17 protein-coding genes are annotated in these 15848 nt (G+C 65.3%); 8 read left to right on the forward strand and 9 right to left on the reverse strand.

The features are described from left to right. The first annotated feature begins 4 nt into the window (after window positions 1–4). Entirely contained in the window at window positions 5–1645 is a 1641-nt protein-coding gene (locus tag DBO33_RS24500; RefSeq protein ID WP_159080462.1) for a hypothetical protein, read from the forward strand. Between the two features lie 21 nt (window positions 1646–1666). Here DBO33_RS24500 and DBO33_RS24505 read toward each other — a convergent pair whose 3' ends face one another. Then, entirely contained in the window at window positions 1667–3004 is a 1338-nt protein-coding gene (locus tag DBO33_RS24505) for a DoxX family protein (RefSeq protein ID WP_234391012.1), read from the reverse strand. Beyond that, on the reverse strand, window positions 3001–3687 hold the full coding sequence (locus tag DBO33_RS24510; protein ID WP_107660562.1) for a M15 family metallopeptidase: 687 nt from the start codon (window positions 3685–3687) through the stop codon (window positions 3001–3003). Before DBO33_RS24510 ends, DBO33_RS24505 begins: the two co-directional genes overlap by 4 nt. Before the next feature lie 89 nt (window positions 3688–3776). Between DBO33_RS24510 and DBO33_RS24515 the strand changes: the two genes are divergently transcribed. Then, on the forward strand, window positions 3777–4472 hold the full coding sequence (locus DBO33_RS24515; protein WP_107657149.1) for a response regulator transcription factor: 696 nt from the start codon (window positions 3777–3779) through the stop codon (window positions 4470–4472). A 10-nt stretch (window positions 4473–4482) separates the two neighbouring features. Further along, the gene (locus DBO33_RS24520) at window positions 4483–5541 is read left to right on the forward strand and encodes a sensor histidine kinase (RefSeq protein ID WP_107657150.1); all 1059 of its coding nucleotides are present in this window, start codon (window positions 4483–4485) and stop codon (window positions 5539–5541) included. Between the two features lie 11 nt (window positions 5542–5552). Here DBO33_RS24520 and DBO33_RS24525 read toward each other — a convergent pair whose 3' ends face one another. The 4 genes from DBO33_RS24525 to DBO33_RS24540 all read right to left on the reverse strand — a co-directional run bounded on the left by DBO33_RS24525 (window position 5553) and on the right by DBO33_RS24540 (window position 8911). Beyond that, the gene (locus DBO33_RS24525) at window positions 5553–7004 is read right to left on the reverse strand and encodes a hypothetical protein (protein ID WP_107657151.1); all 1452 of its coding nucleotides are present in this window, start codon (window positions 7002–7004) and stop codon (window positions 5553–5555) included. Continuing rightward, complete coding sequence (locus DBO33_RS24530; RefSeq protein ID WP_107657152.1) at window positions 7001–7621, reverse strand: TetR/AcrR family transcriptional regulator; 621 nt, start codon at window positions 7619–7621, stop codon at window positions 7001–7003. The genes DBO33_RS24525 and DBO33_RS24530 overlap by 4 nt, the downstream gene beginning before the upstream one ends. Before the next feature lie 177 nt (window positions 7622–7798). Next, window positions 7799–8446 carry a hypothetical protein gene (locus DBO33_RS24535; RefSeq protein WP_234391013.1) on the reverse strand — a complete coding sequence of 216 codons (648 nt, stop codon included), beginning with the start codon at window positions 8444–8446 and terminating at the stop codon, window positions 7799–7801. Window positions 8447–8542: 96 nt separating this feature from the next. Further along, window positions 8543–8911, reverse strand: coding sequence for a VOC family protein (locus tag DBO33_RS24540; RefSeq protein WP_107657154.1), 369 nt, complete (start codon window positions 8909–8911; stop codon window positions 8543–8545). 62 nt (window positions 8912–8973) lie between these two features. Between DBO33_RS24540 and DBO33_RS24545 the strand changes: the two genes are divergently transcribed. Continuing rightward, the gene (locus tag DBO33_RS24545) at window positions 8974–9426 is read left to right on the forward strand and encodes a MarR family winged helix-turn-helix transcriptional regulator (RefSeq protein ID WP_107657155.1); all 453 of its coding nucleotides are present in this window, start codon (window positions 8974–8976) and stop codon (window positions 9424–9426) included. Window positions 9427–9527: 101 nt separating this feature from the next. On the opposite strand, the gene DBO33_RS24550 is transcribed toward DBO33_RS24545, so the two are convergent. After that, entirely contained in the window at window positions 9528–10286 is a 759-nt protein-coding gene (locus tag DBO33_RS24550; RefSeq protein ID WP_107657156.1) for an LGFP repeat-containing protein, read from the reverse strand. 127 nt (window positions 10287–10413) lie between these two features. Then, window positions 10414–11850: an MFS transporter gene (locus tag DBO33_RS24555; protein ID WP_107657157.1), complete on the reverse strand. Its 1437-nt coding sequence runs from the start codon at window positions 11848–11850 to the stop codon at window positions 10414–10416. 142 nt (window positions 11851–11992) lie between these two features. Between DBO33_RS24555 and DBO33_RS24560 the strand changes: the two genes are divergently transcribed. From DBO33_RS24560 to DBO33_RS24570, 4 genes are all read left to right on the forward strand, one after another. Then, on the forward strand, window positions 11993–12676 hold the full coding sequence (locus tag DBO33_RS24560; protein ID WP_107657158.1) for a winged helix-turn-helix transcriptional regulator: 684 nt from the start codon (window positions 11993–11995) through the stop codon (window positions 12674–12676). 186 nt (window positions 12677–12862) lie between these two features. Next, a complete protein-coding gene (locus DBO33_RS24565; protein WP_407670626.1) occupies window positions 12863–13642 on the forward strand; it encodes an SDR family NAD(P)-dependent oxidoreductase in 780 nt (259 codons plus the stop codon). A 140-nt stretch (window positions 13643–13782) separates the two neighbouring features. Next, on the forward strand, window positions 13783–13959 hold the full coding sequence (locus tag DBO33_RS42970) for a hypothetical protein (protein ID WP_159080463.1): 177 nt from the start codon (window positions 13783–13785) through the stop codon (window positions 13957–13959). Between the two features lie 152 nt (window positions 13960–14111). Then, entirely contained in the window at window positions 14112–14384 is a 273-nt protein-coding gene (locus DBO33_RS24570) for a hypothetical protein (RefSeq protein WP_159080464.1), read from the forward strand. A gap of 19 nt (window positions 14385–14403) precedes the next feature. On the opposite strand, the gene DBO33_RS24575 is transcribed toward DBO33_RS24570, so the two are convergent. Next, entirely contained in the window at window positions 14404–15792 is a 1389-nt protein-coding gene (locus DBO33_RS24575; protein ID WP_107657161.1) for an MFS transporter, read from the reverse strand. Window positions 15793–15848 lie beyond the last annotated feature (56 nt).

Below are 15848 nucleotides of genomic sequence, written 5' to 3' on the forward strand. Positions count from 1 at the left end.
AGTGTTGGGCGTCAATGCGATTCGGAATTTTTCGTCCTATCGCGGTCAGTACCTGATCGGGGTATTCCTGGCGCGGGTCCGATGCCGAGTCGATATCTCCGGTTCCGCCGACGACCGTCGGCGGGCGCGCGAGGCGCTCGTCGCAGGCGGCTGGTCGGCGGTGACGCATGCGGACAGCGACACCTACGTACGGGATATTCGAGGTTCGTTGTCCAGCAGCACAATTGAAGAGGTGGTGCGCCACGTCCACACGCATATCGTCGATACGCACTCCCGGGCCGCCATCGACAAGGCCTCGCTGGAGCGCATCCGCTATGCGGGCCTGCGTTTCACCCATCGGCCTGCACCGCTCGAGCACGATGGTAAGCGGGTCGACGCACTCGCCGAGATCTCGGTTGCCCCTACTCCTCTCGTCCAGCAGCAACAGCCGCCACCTGCGCATCCGCCGCGTACCCTGCTGGCGCGACTGACTCGGATACCGGCTTTCTGGTATGACTGTCTCGAAAAGAGCGCCAGAATCATCGCTCGGATATTTCGGCGCACCACACCACTATGGTTCCGCCAGCTGGCTATTCGCGTCATCGCCGATGACTCGGCACGCTTTATCTGGGTTCGATTCGGGCTACTCGCCGCCAGCGGCGGTCTCGGTGTAGCCGCCGGGGTGGCCGTCGCCGACCGGTTCCCCGACCGGCCGACCGGCCCGGAGCCGGCCTTGGGTCTTATCGGCATCTCGACTGTGCTGCTGCTCGTTCTCGGCGCATTGAACCTATTCACCAGGGTCGCCGTGCATCGAGCGGATGCCGCACTGCCCCAGGGCTATTCGCGTTGGCAAGCGGAGCGCTGGGCGAACGCCAACCGAACCGATGTGGCGCGTTTGATCGGCGCGGAACGCCACCATGCCATCCGAATGTGCTGGACGGCGGGCACTCTCGTGCTGCGCATGATCGCGATGGCGGGCGCGGGGGCGCTGCTTTTCCTTTCGGTGCAGACGATCTGGTTCAACTCGCGGTTGATCGCCGCGACACTGCTGACCGTTGGCTTACTGCTGGCTTGGATTCTGGTCATCGATGCGGTGCGCCCACGCCAACGTTCGGGCTCTCGAATCATCGTCCGGCGAACGGCCGCCTCGGTCCTGCTGGCGGGAGTCGGCGGAGCCATGGTGCGTTTGCCGTCCTACTTCTTCTACCAACCGCTCGGCTACCCGGCGTTCGCCTTCGAAATCGGTTGGCACGATGTCATTGTCAACGCGCGCGGATTCATCATGGCCGCGCTCGGATCAGGAGCGTTGATCGCGATCTACTGGCTGTTCTCGCCACGAATCACCCCGGTATGGCGATCGGCCTTCGCGCTGTTGTTACTCATGTGCGCAACCGTCGGAATGCTGAGCGCCATGGTCGAGGCAGGCAGACCAGCAGAGCTGATCGTGCAGCAGCAATCCGTCACCGCAGGCGGCACCCGCTACGCCGCCTGCCTCATCGACAACGGCCGAGAGCAACCGATCTGGATTATCGGCCAATCCGCGGGCCGCTTCCTGATCGGCGACAGGGAAACTCCGACCGGCGACCCGTCTCGGATCACCAATGTCCGAATGCGGCCGAGCGGCATCGAATATCGCATCGTGGCCGGCGCCACTCCGTGCCGGTAGCGGAATATGCTTCGCATTCGGCTAGCGGAAGTACGGGTAGTCCTGCACCCAGTGGAAGCCGCGGCTGCGCAAGGTGAAGCTGTTCAGGTCCATGCGTTCCAGAGTGATCACCACCGTCTGGTCCTGCAGTCTCCCGCGCAACAGCAGCCGGTCCGGGGTGGGGCGTTCACTGGTCAGCGTGGCGAATGGTGGCTGCGGCCCGGTCTTTCCGTCGATTGTGGCGAGTTCCAGTTGTCCGTTCGGCCGGAAGTCGGCGTGCGCAGGCACCAGTTCACCGTTCATCCGCTGGTACGTCGCTTGCTCGGGGTCGTCGAAAATGAGACGCTGCCAACGCCTTTCGTCGGTTATCAGCGGCGGCACCGGTTGCCCGTCGACGATGAAGTCCCGCACGTTCCAAATTCCGTACAGCTCGGACTTGGGGCTGGCGGCGCCGTACTGTTCCTGCCACACCACCCAGCGGTCATAGCCGCCACCCAGCGCGATCCAAATGCCCAGTGCCACCTGAATCCACACAGCGATGCGGTTCTTCCGGTCGTCCGCGAACAGCGCGGGCTGCGTCAGCGGCTCGCACTTGCGTTGCAGCACCAGCACATCGGCCAGTCGCGGCAGGTACGGGGCCAGCAAAACCAGGCTGATCAGCAGCAGGTGTGCGGCGAGCAACTTCTCCGGTATATCGAACGTCATGTTCAGCAGGAGGATCTGCGCCGTGCTCACCAGACTTGTCACGGCGCCGAGTACCGCGGTCCTGGGCACGAACAGCAGCAGCCCCGCCACGACTTCCACTGCGCCGAGCGCCATTTCATACGGATAGGAGCTGCCGACCTGCAACCACAGCACCGAGGCCGGGCTCAAATCGCCGTACGGTTGCAGCAACTGTGCCAGCGAGGGAGCAGGCATCTGCGTGGGGATCACCTTGGCGAACCCGAACCCGACCATCTGTACGCCCAGACAGACCCGGAGGAACAGCGTGAACCAAGCCAGCAGGCGCGGGTAGCAGGAACGACGGTCGAGAACTGTCCACACAGCGGCGGCCGCCACCGCGACAACCAGGATGCAGAAGACCTGTACCCACACGGCCGTCTGGTCGCCCGCTCCGGAGTCCTGGCGCAGCACCGCGTCGACGCCGAAGACCGTGGTGCCCACCCACCGGGTGACGGGGTTCAGCAACGAGGTCACCCCCCACGGCCCGATGAATCCGTGCAGCGAGCGACTCAGCGGGCCGAGCAGCGCGAACGGGATCATCGCGAGGAGCAGGCAGTACAGGCCGAAATAAACGACACAGAATCGGAACGCGATCCGCGTCCACGGAGACCAGCCGGCCACGCCCGAGGCGGTGTCGGTGTCGACGGTACTGCTCACTGATGCATCCTCGGGTCCTGAGTGGGATCGGCATATCGGGCCGGACAGCCGCGCACGGAGGCTTCGGGACGAAGCTCGTAATGCCAGGGTTCGTTGGTATAGATCTGGCACAACCCGTACTCGGCGCCGTGCCTGGACAACCACGCCGCGGCCGCAGCGGGCCCGATGTCGACCGCCTCCCCCGACACGTGCGCGGACGTCTCGGGAGCGGCCACCCACCGGGCGGCTTCCTGCTCCGAGCCGTACTTCGAGACCGCCTCGCGCAGTAGGCGGGCCTGATACTCCGGCGAACGCCAGCCACTGTTGACGACGAACTCGATCCCGTCGTCCGCGGCATCCGTGGCGGCGCTGCGCAGCGCGGCCAGCAGGTCGGGGTCGAGGTTGGCCACGGACGGAATCTCGTCGTCGAATACCGTCAGGCCGCTCGGCACAGCGCCCTCCGCGACGGTGCCCCCGGGCTCGGTCTCGCCGTTCAGCCACGGTAAGTGCGGGCGCGCCGCACCGGGTGGACCGTGGCGGTCACCGAACGGAAGGTCGAAAGACCATGCGGCAGAGGTCGATAAGGAGTTCAACGACTGGTAGACGAGGATACCGACGGGCGCCGCGCTGACGACGACGAGACCGGCGAGCATGGTCGAGCGGATGCGGCGCGAGGCCGTGCGTGCTGGTTTGCTGTTGTTCATGCCGTCAGTCAAGACAGCGTGCTGTTGCCGGCCCGTATGCGGTTTTCGATACGCCGCCGATATTGCCCGGCTGGGAGAATCGGGAACCTATGCGCGTATTGATCGTCGAGGACGAACCCCTGCTGGCTGCGGCCATCCGCGATGGCCTGCGGCTCGAGGCGATCGCCGCGGACATCGCCGGTGACGGCGACACCGCGCTGGAGCTGCTGACCATCAACGCCTACGACATCGCCGTCCTCGACCGCGACATCCCCGGTCCCTCCGGCGACGAGATCGCCGAACGCATCGTCGCCTCCGGCAGCGGCATGCCGATCCTGATGCTCACCGCAGCCGACCGGCTCGACGACAAGGCGACCGGGTTCGCGCTCGGCGCCGACGATTACCTCACCAAACCCTTCGACCTCCGCGAACTCGTGCTGCGGCTCAGAGCACTCGACCGCAGGCGCGCCCACAGCAGACCACCCGTGCGGGAGATCGTCGGCCTGCGGCTGGATCCGTTCCGCCGGGAGGTCTTCCGCGACGGCCGCTACGTCGCGCTGACCAGGAAACAATTCGCGGTGCTGGAAGTTCTCGTCGCTGCCGAAGGCGGGGTCGTCAGCGCCGAGGAGCTGCTGGAACGGGCCTGGGACGAGAACGCGGACCCGTTCACCAACGCCGTGCGCATCACGGTCTCGGCGTTGCGCAAACGCCTCGGCGAACCCTGGATCATCGCCACCGTGGCCGGCGTCGGATACCGCATCAGCACCCAGCCGGACACCGAGCGTGCGGCAGGCGCCCGTGGATAGAGCTCCGGGTTTGAGCGTCCGGCTCAAACTCACCCTCAGCTACGCCGGGTTCCTCATGCTCGCCGGGACCTTGGTGCTCGCGGCCGGGTTGGTCTTCTACCTCTACTTCATGCCCGACGGCTGGCTCGACACCACCGGTAACTTCTGGATCAACCGCAAGGTTCTGGTGCGCGCCTTCGCTCCGTTCATGGCCGTGGTGCTGGCCTTCCTGCTGGTATTCGGTCTCCTGGGCGGGTGGCTGCTAGCCGGCCGCATGCTCGCCCCGCTGACCCGCATCACCGAGGCCACCCGCACGGCCGCGGACGGCTCACTCGCCCATCGGATTCGGCTGCCGGGCCGCCGCGACGAGTTCCGCGAACTCGCCGACGCCTTCGACACCATGCTCGCGCGGCTCGAAGCACACGTCGCCGAACAGCAGCGATTCGCCGCCAATGCCTCGCACGAACTGCGCACCCCGCTGGCGATCATCCAGACCCTGCTCGACGTGGCCCGCAACGATCCGGATCGCGACACCGGCGAACTGCTGGCCCTGCTGCACGCGGTCAACACCCGAGCGATCAACCTCACCGAAGCCTTGCTCGTGCTCAGCCGCGCCGATCAACGGTCCTTCGCCCGCGAGCAGGTCGACCTGTCCCTGCTCGCGGAAGAAGCGACCGAAACACTGCTGCCCCTCGCGGAAAAACACGGCATCACCCTCGAAACCTCCGGCGACATGGCCAGTGCCTTCGGCTCCCCCGCCCTCCTGTTGCAGCTGACGACGAACCTGGTGCACAACGCGATCGTCCACAATCTGCCCGAGCAGGGCGTCGTGTGGGTCACCACCAGCGCGCACGCCGAGTCCGCGGTGCTTACCGTTGAGAACAGCGGCGAAAAGCTCACCCCCCACGGGGTTTCCACGCTGGTCGAGCCATTTCAGCGCGGGAACCAACGCATCCGCACCGACCATGCGGGAGTCGGTCTCGGGCTGGCCATCGTCAAAAGCATCACCCGAGCACACGCCGGAACCCTCACCCTCACCCCGCGCCCGGCCGGCGGCCTCTGCGTCACGGTGCGACTACCCACGCAGTAGTGCGATGTGGGTCAGTAGGAAACGACAGAGGTCGCGAAGGCCTCGAGTACGGCGGTGTTGTCCGCCAAGGTCGTTCGATGCCCGTCGGCACCGACCTGGTCGAAGTCGGCTCCCGCGCCTATGTCGGGGACGGTCACGGTGACCGGTTCGGCGGTCTTGTTGACCAGGAGGAGTTTGCGGCGGCCGGTGGCGGTGACGAAGGCTTGGGCGTGGATGCGGGGATCCGGGAACACGCCAGTTGTGGTGGCCGCCAACGCATCTCCCTCAGCGAAGTGCCGTAGTAGCAGTGCCAGCGCGTGGTAGCGGGCGTTCGGGGCGCCGGTTTCCCAGTCGAGGAGGCTGACGCCGGGGATCATGCCGGGATAGTCCATGAACTCGGCGATGCCGACCAGGTCGATGCCGAGTTCGACGAGCTTGCACCACAGGTACGACTGGACCGAGGCACTCAACGCCCAATACATGTCGGGGATTTCGGGTGCCGAATTCATCACGTCGGCCGGGTACGTGCCCAATTCGTTGATGAATGTGGCGGTATCGGGCGCCAGGCGCCGGCGAATGGAGTCGATGAAGCGCACCTGGTCGAGGAAGGCGTCGGCTTGGGCGTAGAAGATGTCGCGCCAGTGTTCGCTGGGCGCGTTTCCTGCTGGACCGAAGGGGTTGGCGATCTCGGGTTGAGCATAGAAGTGATAGGAGAACGCGTCGATCCGGACGCCGTGGGCGTGGTTGGCGGAATCGAGGAAATGCCAGAAGTATTCGGGCTGGTGGTGGACGTGGCTGAGGGAGAGTCCGACGAATTTCATGACCGGGTCCAGCGGGGCCAGCCGCGCTACGACGGCGTCGTAGAGCTTGGTGTAGGTCTCCGGCGAGAGCCGGTGGCCGATATCGGGTTCGCAGAGCACCTCCCAGTAGGCGAAGCGGTAGCGGTGGCCCGACTCGTGCCGTCGGCCGTGCTCGTCGGTGAAACCACCGGCGATGTACCAGCTGGCGAGCCGGTAGAAGTAATCGGCGACTTCAGCGCAGGTGGGGTCGCGTAACTCTGAGCCCTGCTCGTAGTGCCAGTGGATTTCGTCGGGATCCTCGGCGATTGCCACGGGCTCCGGCGTGACGAACATCCAGGTCGGGATCGTAGCGAAGTTCGCGACGATCGGCCTGCCCTCCGAGGCCTCGACGAAGTCTTCTACGAAGGGGTCGAGCAGCTCGAAGTTCCATGAGGTATCGGTGGCGGTCGGCGGAGCGAGCTCGGGCACCGCGACCCGCGGATGGCTGAACCACGGTAGGAAGCGCGCGAAATCGACACGCAGCTCACGCAGGGCGTCGAAGGCTTTGTCGTGGATCGGCGATTCGCGGCGCAGCGGTGGCGCCGTCCACAGGTGGGTGGTGAGGGTCGTCCGGGAGGTACCGATCGTCTCTTCCCAATTCACCTGCACCGTGGCGGGCGGTGCCACGGGATCGATGGAGGTCATTCAGGGCTTCCTTCTGACGTGCGCGCGAGGCCGAGGGCAGGCAGGATCGCCTGGTCGACAATCGCGGCAAGGGTGTGCGCATCGGGCAGATTCCCGGTGTCGATCTGATGTTTGATCACGAGTGCTTCGCCGATGTCGACGACGACCGGGGTGACCAGCCGTGCGTCGATGTCACCGTGTTCGGCGTAGTGCTCGATGACGGTGCGGGTGAATCGGTTGCCGTGGGTGTCGAATACTCGGGTGTAGAGGGCTTCGACGAGTTCGGGCCGGCGCTGCCGCTCGGCGATGATCGCCGCGACGGCGGCGGCGTTGGGGCCGGCGAGCCAGCCGACCAGCTGTTCGAGCGAGCGCAGCAGATCCGCGCGCAGACCGCCGCCGTCGAGGGTGACCGTCTCGACGGGATGGGCGTGGTCGAGTGCGTCGAGCAGGAGTTCCTCGATCGACGGCCAGTGCCGGTAGATCGAGGTCTTCGCTACCCCGGCTCGGCGGGAGATCCCTTCGATCGACAGCCGCCCCAGTCCCGTCTCCGCCACTTCGGCGATCACGGCGGTCCGGCAGGCATCGAGGACATCGGCGAGGGAGCGGCGGCGTCCGGGTTGCTCTTCGATCTCGGGCATACCGCAGACTTTAGCTACGGCTTCGTAGCTCCGCAACCGTAGCTATTTGGGTGTAGCTAGCGAGGAGCGCGTCGCCTGGCGTCCCATGCCCTGATGGGTGCGCAATGCCGAAAGCCGAAATCCCTGGCCTACAAGGGATTTCGGCTTTCGGTGATCGGTTTTAATCAGAACTGCGGGTCAAGCGTGCCCGCCACCCAATCCCGGCTTGTGCAGTTGGGGTTGGGTGCCGAAGGCGGGCCGTTCGGTGGTGTCCACCGGCTCCGGCCGCTCGACTATGGCGCCCCGGGTGTCCGTCCGGGCGGCGGTCCTGGCATCGACCTCGCGTCGCGCAAAGGCGATATCGCGTGCGCTCCGCACGGACAGCCGGCCGAGCGAGGTCGCGGCGAAGAACAGGATCAGCGCGCCGAGGCCGTAGAAGAAGGTCAGTTGCAGGACAGCGCGTTTCAGGTCGGAGGTCGCGACCGGATCGCCGAGTGCGCCGATGTTCAGCAGGTCCGTCAGGAATGGCCCGATGATGAACCACAGGCCCGCCGCCGCGGCCAGCCAACCCCCGAAGCCGGCGACCAGACGGTTGCGACTTGCCAGCATCAGCAAACCGCCAACGATCGCGGTGATGCCGGGAAGCACCTCGAGCCAGCCACGCGCCGAGGTCCACACCCAGGCGTCATCCGGCGTGAACGCGAAATCGAAGTACGGCCCGAGGAACGGAATCAGCGCACCCCAGACTCCCAGGAGTAAGACCGCGAGCCCGCCGAGGGCTCCCCGGCTACGCGGAATTCTGAGCGCCGGACCGCGGTCTGCGGAAACTTTCTCGTCGACGTTCATCAGAGCCTCCATTCGTCGAAGTAGCTGCTTGTACCGCCTACCCTCGACGCGCAGACATATGCGCAGGATGCATAAATGGTTCGGCCGTCGGCCGGGTCAGGTGCGATCGTGCAGCGTGATCTGGTAGCCGTCGGGGTCGGCGAAGGTGAAGGTCCGGCCGAACGGGCCGTCGATCGGCGCGGAGACGATGGGGTGACCGTCGGCGACGAGAGCATCGTGAATGGCCTGCACATCGGTGGCGTGCAGCCAGATCGCGGCGCCGATGCCGGGTTGTGCAACGGAGTCGAGGTCGGTGCCGGGAAGGACGTCGCGGAGCGCGAAGGCGATCGGCTTCGTCTCGAAGACGACGGCGTGCGGCGGTCCGGCCTGCGAGCGGACGAGGCCGAGGTACTGCTCATAGAACGCTTGCGAAGCGTCGAGGTCGCGCGCTTGCAGCGAGAGGAAGTCGGGGCCGGTGGCGGGCATGGTGTTACTCCTTCTTTCGTGTCAGTCTTCTGACACGGGTCAATGTATGTCAGAATACTGACATGAGTCAAGACGGCGTCGACCTGGACAAATCACTGGGCTATCTGATGAAAGAGGCGTCGAGCGCGCTACGCGCGGCCATGGAGGAGGCGCTGCGGCCGCTCGGGATGAGCGTGACGCACTACTCCTGCCTCGAACTGCTGGCGCAACGACCGGGCTTGTCGAACTCCGAACTCGCGCGGGGCGCGTTCGTGACACGGCAGTCGATGAACGTGCTGCTCCAGAACCTGGAACGAGAAGGCCACGTGACCAGGCCCGCACAAGCGCCCGTCGGGAAGGTTCTGCCCACGCGGCTCACGCCCCGCGGCCGCCGGAAGCTCGAGAAAGCGAGCGCAGCGGTCCGGTCCGTCGAGCTCAGAATGCTGGCCGGGCTGACCGAGACCGAGCAGTCCGCCGCGTTCCGGATCCTGCGCAGCATGATCCACTCGCTGCGCGATGACGCCGACGGTGCGTAACTCCGCTCGAGGCACGGCAACCCACATGTCCGGTCAGCCCCGGCGAAATCCCTTGGCGCGCAGTGCCGACACGGTGGTCCGCGGCCAACGCTCCGACTCGATCAGCGGGGCGGCCGCCATTCGATACGCCCACCCTGGAAGTCTTGAGCGCGGCCGTCGTTGTAGTCGTATTCGTCGCTGATCGGGTAGCCGTAGCGGCCGTTCTCCCAGTTCTGGCTCGCCCAGATGTCTCGGATCGGCCCGGCGACCACGCGGGCGCCGGTGTCGACGGACCAGTAGATCGAACCGCCCTCGAAATGCTGTCCGGCCCCGTTGTTCCTGGCGTCGAACTCGTCGATGACCGGGAAGCCGAGTCTGCCGTCTTCCCACGAGAGGGTGGCCCACTTGTCGCGGATCGCTCCCCAGGTGTTGTGCGCGCCGGTGGCCCGGGACCAGTGGATGGTGCCGCCCTCGAAGTGGCCGAACCGACCGGGTTTACGGGTCGGCAGCTCTCTGCTGGTGGGATAACGCAACGCACCGTTCTCCCAGCCGAGCTCGCCCCATTTGGCGCGGATCGCACCGCCGATCTGATTGGCGTGACCGCCGGACACCAGCGGATGCCAATAGATCGAGCTGTCCTTCTCGAACGCTTGCCAACGACCACCGCGTGCGGCATCGGACTCCGGGTTGATCGCGTTGCCGAAGAAGACGAACCCACCGGCCTCGTCGTATTCGACTCGGATCGCCCCGTAGATCGGATAGGGCTGCGCGACTGCCTGGGGCGCGGCGAGGGCGGTGAGCGCCGCGAGAACGAAGGCGGCTCGCACGACTCGGGCGGACCGGCGCCGCCCGTGCTTCTGATTTCGCGGACCGGGTGACATAGCCCCTCCTTGCGCGCCGTATATGGCAGCCATTTTACTTGTGGCCGAGCGTCTTCGACAGTGCCGAGGCCCCCACTCGACAGCTGGGTGCACAGCGAAAAACGCCGGGAGACGGAATGTTCCACGGTTACATAGGTGCGTCGTTGCTGCGGGTGTTGTAGGTACGCAGCCCGATCACCGCCGCGACGAGGATAGCGATGCTGCTGGCCAGCAAAGCACGACCGAACCCCGAGGCCAGCGCCTCCGGCGGCGCCGTACCGGTAGCCAGCAAATCGGTTGTGCACGAGGTCGCCACGGTGGTCAGCACCGCCAGACCGAACGCGCCACCGAGTTGCTGGGAACTGTTCAGCAACGACGCCGCCAACCCCGCTTTGTCCGCCGGCACACCAGCATTGGCCGCATTCGTGACCGACACCATCACAAACCCCAATCCCACCGACATCACCATCATCCCGGGCAGCAGATCCGTCACATAGTCACCATCGCCCGGCAAACCCGACAACAAGAACACCCCGATCGACGCGACCACCGACCCACCCACGATCAACGGCCGCGTCCCCACCAATGGAATCAGCTTCGTCGCGACCAGAGCACCGATGCCGACACCCATCGTGACCGGCAGATAGACGATCCCGGTCCGCAACGCCGAATACCCAAGCACGTTCTGCATATAGAGGCTCAGGAAAAAGAACATCGACATGAACCCCGCGATCGCGATCAACTGCGTCGCATCAGCGGCCGCGAGCCCACGAACCCGGAAAATCGACAACGGCATCAACGGATTCGGACGACGGTGCTCGTTCACCACGAACGCCACCAGCAGCAGCACCGCACCCGCGAAACGAGCGATCGTGCTCAAAGAGTCCCAACCCGTATGCGGCGCTTCAACGATGGCATACACCAACAGCAGCATGCCTCCGATCCCGAGCACCGCACCCGGCAAATCGAAACTCGCCCGCGCGGCACTGCGCCGATCGTCAGGCAGCAACCCATAGATCGCGACCAGCAGCAACACACAAATGATCGGATTGATCAAAAGCACCGAACGCCAACCGAAATACTCGGTCAGCACCCCACCGAGCAACACCCCGCTCGCCGAAGCCGCCCCGATCATGCCGCACCAGACGCCCAGCGCCCGATGCCGATCCGTTCCCTCCTTGAACGACGTCGTCACCAACGACAACGCCGCAGGCATCATCAACGCCGCACCCGCACCCTGAACAATGCGTGCACCGACAAGCAGTGCCGCGGTAGTAGCGAACCCACCCACCAGCGATGCCAGAGCGAACACCACCACCCCGGCAACGAGCACCCGCCGGCGTCCGACCAAGTCCGCCGCGCGCCCACCGAGCAGCATGAAACCGCCGTAGGTCAACAAATATCCGGTCGCCACCCACTGCAAGCCCTGCTCGGAGAACCCGAGCTGATGCTGTATCGACGGCAACGCCACATTCACGATCACCGCGTCCATGAAATCCAGGAAGCCGATCGAACACAGCAGGACCAGAATCAGCTTGCCGCGCCTGGTCGACAGAACAGACGAGTTTTCCACCGCGCGTGTCATCACAGGTGCTCTTTCTCAGATGAAAGTTCTTCGAATCAGGTGTCCCCAGTACCGATTTCAGCCAGACACCACGACGGCCGGTCAGCTGATGCGGATCTCCTCTGCTCGAGGTCCATCCTTGCGGTTGATATAATCAACCGTGATGGATGAAGTCAAGCACGAATCCAAGAGTCCCCGCTCCTACGGGCAGTTCTGCGCACTCGCGCGCGCCCTCGACGTCGTGGGTGAGCGCTGGACCTTGTTGATCGTGCGCGAGCTGCTCCCCGGCCCGATGCGCTACACCGAACTGAAGACTTCCCTGGCAGGGATCGCGACCAACCTTCTGGCGGAGCGGCTGCGGACACTGGAGTCGAACGGCATCGTGCAGCGGCAGCTCGGCGACGCAGGAGTTTTATACGCCCTGACGCCATGGGGTGCGAGCCTCCGAGAGCCCATGGAGGCGCTCGGCAGATGGGGTGCGCCGCTGCTGATGACAGGACGTAACGACGATTCGTTCCAGCCGCGCTGGCTGGCACTCGCTCTCCCCGCCCTGCTCCGTGGGATCACCGCGACTCCCCCGGTGGAGCTCGGCATCGAGACGGACGGATTCCGCATGGTCCTGCGCATCGACGCTGGCGGGCCCAGCGCGACCGCCTCGCCCGAGCAGCAGCCGGATACGGTCTTCACCGCTGCGCCGGAGGTCGTCGTCGGGCTCGCGGCAGGCGGGCTCACGATCGACCAGGCCCTCGCCGTGGGAAATCTGCACGGGGACAAGCGAATCCTCAGCACGGCGTTTCCGCCGGGACGGGCGGTCGCCGCCACCGGGATGCCAGCGACGGACGACTGACAGCTCACGCGATTCGCGAGGAATCAGCCGAGCAGCGTAGGCGGCGCTGTCACGTTGCATCGCAAAACTTACAGGTGTTAGCTCTTGTCTTAATTCGACTTACAGGCGTAGCCTTACGGGCGTTAACGCAACAGAGTCGGTCGAATAGAGGCAGGTCACGTGAGCAAGGTGTGGTTGATTACCGGGGTGTCGAGGGGGCTGGGCCGGGAGTGGGCCTGTGCCGCGTTGGAACGAGGCGATCGGGTGGCCGGAACCGCTCGCGATATCACCGCACTGGCCGATCTGGCCGCCGCATTCCCGGAAACGTTCCTGCCGTTGTCATTGGAGGTGACCGACCGGACCGCTGATTTCGCGGCGGTCGAGCGAGCCGCGCGACATTTCGGACGGCTCGATGTAGTGCTGAACAACGCCGGGTTCATGCAGTTCGGCATGGTCGAAGAACTCACCGAGCAGCAGATCCGGGCGGAGCTGGAAACGAATCTCCTTGGCTCGCTGTGGGTTACGCAGGCGGCGCTGCCGATCCTGCGGGCGCAAGGCAGCGGCCACATCATTCAGGTTTCCAGCCTCTGGGGAATTGTGGCCTCGCCGAATGTCGGAGCGTACAACGCGTCGAAGTGGGCGTTGGAGGGGTTGTCGCAGTCCCTGGCCGCCGAGGTGGCCGGCTTCGGCATTCACGTCACCCTGCTCGAACCAGCCAGCTACGACACCGGATTCACGTTGACGACCTTCGCCACCGAGAATCCCGCGTACGACCAGGTTCGCGCCGACCCCGATTACGCGGCGCAGCGCTTCGGCCTCTCCAGCGCGACCCGCGACGCCATTCTGGCCCTGGTCGACGCCGATAAGCCGCCGCTGCGCCTGCTGCTGGGAGCCGAAGCCCTGCGGATCGTGACCGAGGAATACGAAGCCCGGCTTGCCACATGGAACGAATGGCAGATGGTTTCTATTGCAGCGCAGGGTAACTGACCCGGCGGCCTGCTGCCCTTCTCCCGGAGTATTGGAGATTCACCTATGTCCGCAGTCATGTCACAGACTGTCCGCCGGCGCTGGCGGTGGTTCCTGTGGAGCCTGCTGGCCGTGCTGGCGATCTATATCGCGGTACGCAGTTGGCGAAAATCATTCCGTCGCTGGAGTATCGGGATATCTATACCGCCAGTGCGTGGGCATCACTCCTGGGCAACGTGCTTGTCGCCGAGTACTTCATCGTCCAGCGCACCCTGGCCCCGTTGATCCGCCGGAGCGATACGACGCTCACCGAACTGCCGCAGCCGTTGAACCGCTGATCACTCGCCGCAGCGTATGCCGAACCGTTGCCGACATCGAGTCGAGCTGTCGCCGACCCCGGCGTGTCGCCACGTAACGTGTTGTTCCCCAGCGCGATTGATCCCACAGGCGACGGCAGGACTGTGGGATGGACAAAAGTGGACTATCGCCGATGCGGCGCTTATGGCAACGATGGCAACTGACGCGAGCGTGGTACACCACGCTCACCTCGCAGCCACCACTCAATCTGTTGCGGCCGCTGATCGGTGCGGTGGCGGCGCTCGCACTGACCATCGGCGGAATCGTCATAACGCTCGAGCACACCGGTTACAGCACCCCCGTCGAGTACACCCAGCACACCGAATGCACCCAATTATGGGTGGAGGGCAGCACACTGCCAGAGTGCCCAATCATGCTGCTGGTACACGTAAGACTCCTGACCTGACCACTGGCGTCCGATGAGCTCACCGTCGGGATTTCGATATCAGGAATGGAAGTATGGCGGTGGCTAGGAAGGTGCCGGTCGCGATGAGGAAGCCCGTTTCGTGGGCCGCCTGGGTGGGCCAGTGGGTGCCCAGCACCTGATCGCTGCTGAGCACGGCACCGGTGACGGCGCTGCCCGCGGCGGCGCCGATGGTGCGGAATACCACGTTCATTCCGTTGGCGGCGCCCAACTGGTCGAGCGGCACGGCATCGTTGATGTAGGCGCGGATCGCGGTGAAGGCGAATCCGGTGCCGATACCAAACAGTGCACTGGCCAGGTAGAGGTCGAGTTCCGTGTTCTGCTTGATGACGAGGAGAGCCACTCCGGCCGCGCTGAGTATGCCGCCGAGCACCAGTGTCGGACGAGATCCGAACCTGTTGAGTAGTACGCCACCGGTCATGCCCGCGAGCAGGTTCCCTGCGGCGCTCGGCAGCAGCATCAGGCCCGCCCCCAATGCCGTTGTGGTGAAACCGGATTCCCTCGGCGTCTGCGCGAGGCTGCTGATGGCGATGAACGATCCGTACATGCCGAAGGCGCTCAACGCGGCGGCGATATTGCCGAAGGCGACCGGGCGCATCGTGAGCAGCGTCATGTCGACCACCGGGAATCTGACCCGCCGCTCCACCACGCACCACAGGATCACGAATACCATTGCCGCGCAAAGTAAGCCGGGCACGACCCAGTCGGTCCAGCCCCATGTGTTGCCCTGACTGATCGCGATGAGTAACGCCAGCAACCACAGAGCCAGCGTGAGCGCTCCCCACGGATCCGCGCCACGCTCGGTGCCGGGAACTCGGTCGGCGGGCAGACCCCACACGACCGTAACCAGCGCGAGCAGGCTGAGTATCAGCAACAGCCAGAACACCGACTGGTAATTCCACCGCACCATCAGCACCCCGCTGGCAAGGATGCCGAACGCGGCGCCGACTCCCGTGCTGACGCTGACCAGTGCGAGCCCACTCGCCACCCGCTTCGGCGGCAACTCGGCCCGAATCACACTGATCGCGGGCGGCAACACGCCCGCTCCGGCCCCCTGGAGCACCCTGGCCGCAATCAGCAGCCCGTAGGAATCGCTGAGCGCAGCCAGCAGCGCACCGACTGCCGCGATCGACAGACACAGGATCAGCACCAGCTTGCGGCCACGCAGATCGCCCAGCCTGCCGAACAACGGTGTGCCCACCGCCGCCGCCAACAGATTCGCGGTCATCACCCAACTGACCGCGGCGGCGGATACGCCGAATTCGCCCGCCAGAGCGGGCAACATCGGCATGACAGCCGTCTGCGCCATCGGTGCCACAACCATCGCCAGCAGCAGCACAGCCAGCAGCAGGCGCGACCGTCGTACCGGCGCGACGACAGTTCCGGTCATCTGTCACACAGTGCCGGATTTCACGGCACTTCGCCAGAGTCCAGGTGATTACTCCT

The sequence above is a fragment of the Nocardia suismassiliense genome (assembly GCF_900269665.1).
GTDB classification, from domain to species: Bacteria; Actinomycetota; Actinomycetes; order Mycobacteriales; family Mycobacteriaceae; genus Nocardia; species Nocardia suismassiliense.